A 2,585-nucleotide genomic window follows, 5' to 3' on the forward strand; every position below is an offset into this window, starting at 1 on the left:
TAAAAAACATAGTGTTTTCATTTAAAGGCTATGAGGTGAAACGTCATCATCTTCATCACGTTTGACCTTCAAGAAATAAAAAGTTAAACTATTCTTGTACTCGAAGTACTATTATAGTACTGGAGAGATAATAACTTTACTATTTTGGTATGAGGTGAATAAATGATGAAAGATCGGATTGCCAAAACTGCTATTGCGCTTTTTCATGTAAGGGGAATAAAATTCACAATGAGTGATTTAGCTCGTGATCTAGGTGTAAGCAAAAGTACGCTTTACGAGCATTTTCCATCTAAGGACGCGCTTATTGGTTATGTAGTGGAGCAAATAAATGAAGAAGCCCAAATACGTTTTCGGGAAATTATCGATAATTCGAATTTGACCATACCGGAAAAATTAAAAGAGATTCTTTTAATTGTGCCTAAGGATTTTCAGCACAGCTTCGTACGTTTACTGATTGAACTGCGACGTTACCATCCAGAGCAGTGGACAAAAATAGAACAAGGCATAAATGAAGAATGGGAGGTAATTACTGGACTAGTTGAAGAGGGCATCAATAGCGGTGTTTTACGTTCAATGGACATTCCAGTACTAATCCAAACACTCCAAACGTTAATGAAATCAATTTTTGAACAGGGGAGTATAGCCTCTAACCAAATCACTCTACAAGAGTCACTTGCAATGATGGCCGATATCATATTGCATGGAATCACAAGTAAGGATTAAATAGTACTTCTACATAAAAAAATGAGTAGGGTCACAATAACCATACAGGTTAACGTAGCCCTGCTCATTTTTTATTTTTTGTCGATTTTACTTAAGGGTAATTATACTTTACAGTCTGGAAGATTTCGGTATAATATAAAATGAGTACCAGAAATAATTTTTCAGTACTGAAGGTACGGATTAAGCTAATCAGAAATGGAAACGAAAAGTTTGTAATTTTAAATTTTTTTCAATTTGACTGGGATGTCCTTGAAGATAAAACACTGGTGTGGGAGGAATGTAAATGGATTTTTTTGAGACTGTTATAATCATTGTGAATTTTAGTATTCTAGGCTGTATATTGTTTTTTAGTGAGAAAATAAAACAATGGTCTGTCTTCATTCTAACAGTTGCCTTTTGTGTGGTTGTTGTACAGCTTATCGTAGAAGGGTATCGCTGGCAGATGATTCCTGCTTATTTGTCCCCATTTATTTTAACAAGCTGCTATCTATTTGCTGAATCAAAAAAGAACGTTAAAAGTTGTGGGGCATTCACAGTCAAGACATCGCTACTGATCATTTATTTGACTATTGCGGTCATGCTTCCTTCCCTCATGCCGGTAGTTTTATTTGAAAAAACGAGCGGTCCCTTCAAGGTTGGTACTACACTTTATCATTGGATTGATTATGATCGAGAAGAACCTTATATGAAAGATTTGAACGGCCGGCGCGAGCTGATGGTTCAGGTTTGGTATCCTGCAAAAGAAAAAGGAGAGATGAATCGCGCACCTTATATCCATAACTCGGATGAGATTACCAAGGGGTTGGAAAAATCATTGTCTATTCCAGCATTCGTGTTTCACCATCTAGGCTTGGTGAAGTCGAATGCATTCATGGAAGCTCAATTGTCAGATTCAGAGGAACGTTATCCGGTCCTACTCTTTTCCCATGGTTTAAGCGGTTTTCGCAATCAAAACACGTTTGAGGTGGAGGAGTTGGCTAGTCAAGGTTACATCGTCGTAGGAATTGATCATACCTATGATGCTGCAGCTACCGTCTTTCCAGATGGCAGAACCGCTTTTGTACAGTCGATCAATTTAACTGATTTTGCCGAACGAGATCGCCATATCAAATTATGGAAGGAAGATGTTGTTTTTGTACTTAATCAAATAGAGAAGCTTAACCAAAGCGATAAAGATAATCGCTTTACAGGAAGAATGGATACATCCCGAATTGGAATGTTTGGACATTCTTATGGTGGAGCTACAGCTGCGCAAGTGTTAGTGGAAGACTCCCGTGTCAAAGCAGCCATCAATATGGATGGTACATTATATGGGGAAAATGTTCCGAAATCTAGAGTTGGAAAACCGTTTTTGATTATGAATGCAGAGACTAGTGATGATTCCAAGGAAGATTTTTTAGAGGGAAAAGTTCGTAGTGACCATGCACTTGCAGGTGTTGGCATGTCAATGGTTATTCCCCATACCAATCATACGAGTTTCACTGATTTTCATTTGTTCTCTCCTTTGTTACGAAGCTTAGATGAAGATCCAAGATACGTTCACCGTATTATAAACGAATTCAGTCTCGCTTTTTTTGATCGATATGTGAAACAGGTAGACGATAGCTCTGCGCTTGAAAAATTGGACTCCAAATACCCAGAAGTGAAATTTAAAGTAAATTAATGACAATGTCTTTTAATATATTTGCTAACAGTTGGGTATATATTTTAACCATCAAGAAAGATTGCCCTCTGTAGCATACAGAGGGCAATCTTTTTTAAATTAATATAAAGGAGTTTTTTTATGTTTAATAGATTGAAGTATTTTCTTTTATCCGAGAAAGAAATAGTTGAAACTGTGAAAAATTACAAGGAGGAAAAAA

The 2,585-nt window shown here is 36.7% G+C and carries 2 protein-coding genes; both read left to right on the top strand.

Annotated elements, in window-relative coordinates:
* The first annotated feature begins 165 nt into the window (after nt 1–165).
* Nucleotides 166–723, top strand: coding sequence for a TetR/AcrR family transcriptional regulator (locus tag ACQGS6_RS26240; protein WP_236723020.1), 558 nt, complete (start codon nt 166–168; stop codon nt 721–723).
* Nucleotides 724–1,006: 283 nt separating this feature from the next.
* Nucleotides 1,007–2,386 (top strand): alpha/beta hydrolase family protein, encoded by a 1,380-nt coding sequence (locus ACQGS6_RS26245; protein ID WP_426965862.1) that lies wholly within the window; start codon nt 1,007–1,009, stop codon nt 2,384–2,386.
* Nucleotides 2,387–2,585: the final 199 nt, after the last annotated feature.

The sequence above is a fragment of the Bacillus sp. GMs2/2 genome, assembly GCF_050172095.1.
GTDB classification, from domain to species: Bacteria; Bacillota; Bacilli; order Bacillales; family Bacillaceae_G; genus Bacillus_A; species Bacillus_A cereus.

What these genes read in the sequence shown, in the direction of transcription:
- ACQGS6_RS26240 (WP_236723020.1), top strand. Translation starts at nt 166, where the DNA reads ATGAAAGATCGGATTGCCAAAACTGCTATTGCGCTTTTTCATGTAAGG.
- ACQGS6_RS26245 (WP_426965862.1), top strand. Translation starts at nt 1,007, where the DNA reads ATGGATTTTTTTGAGACTGTTATAATCATTGTGAATTTTAGTATTCTA.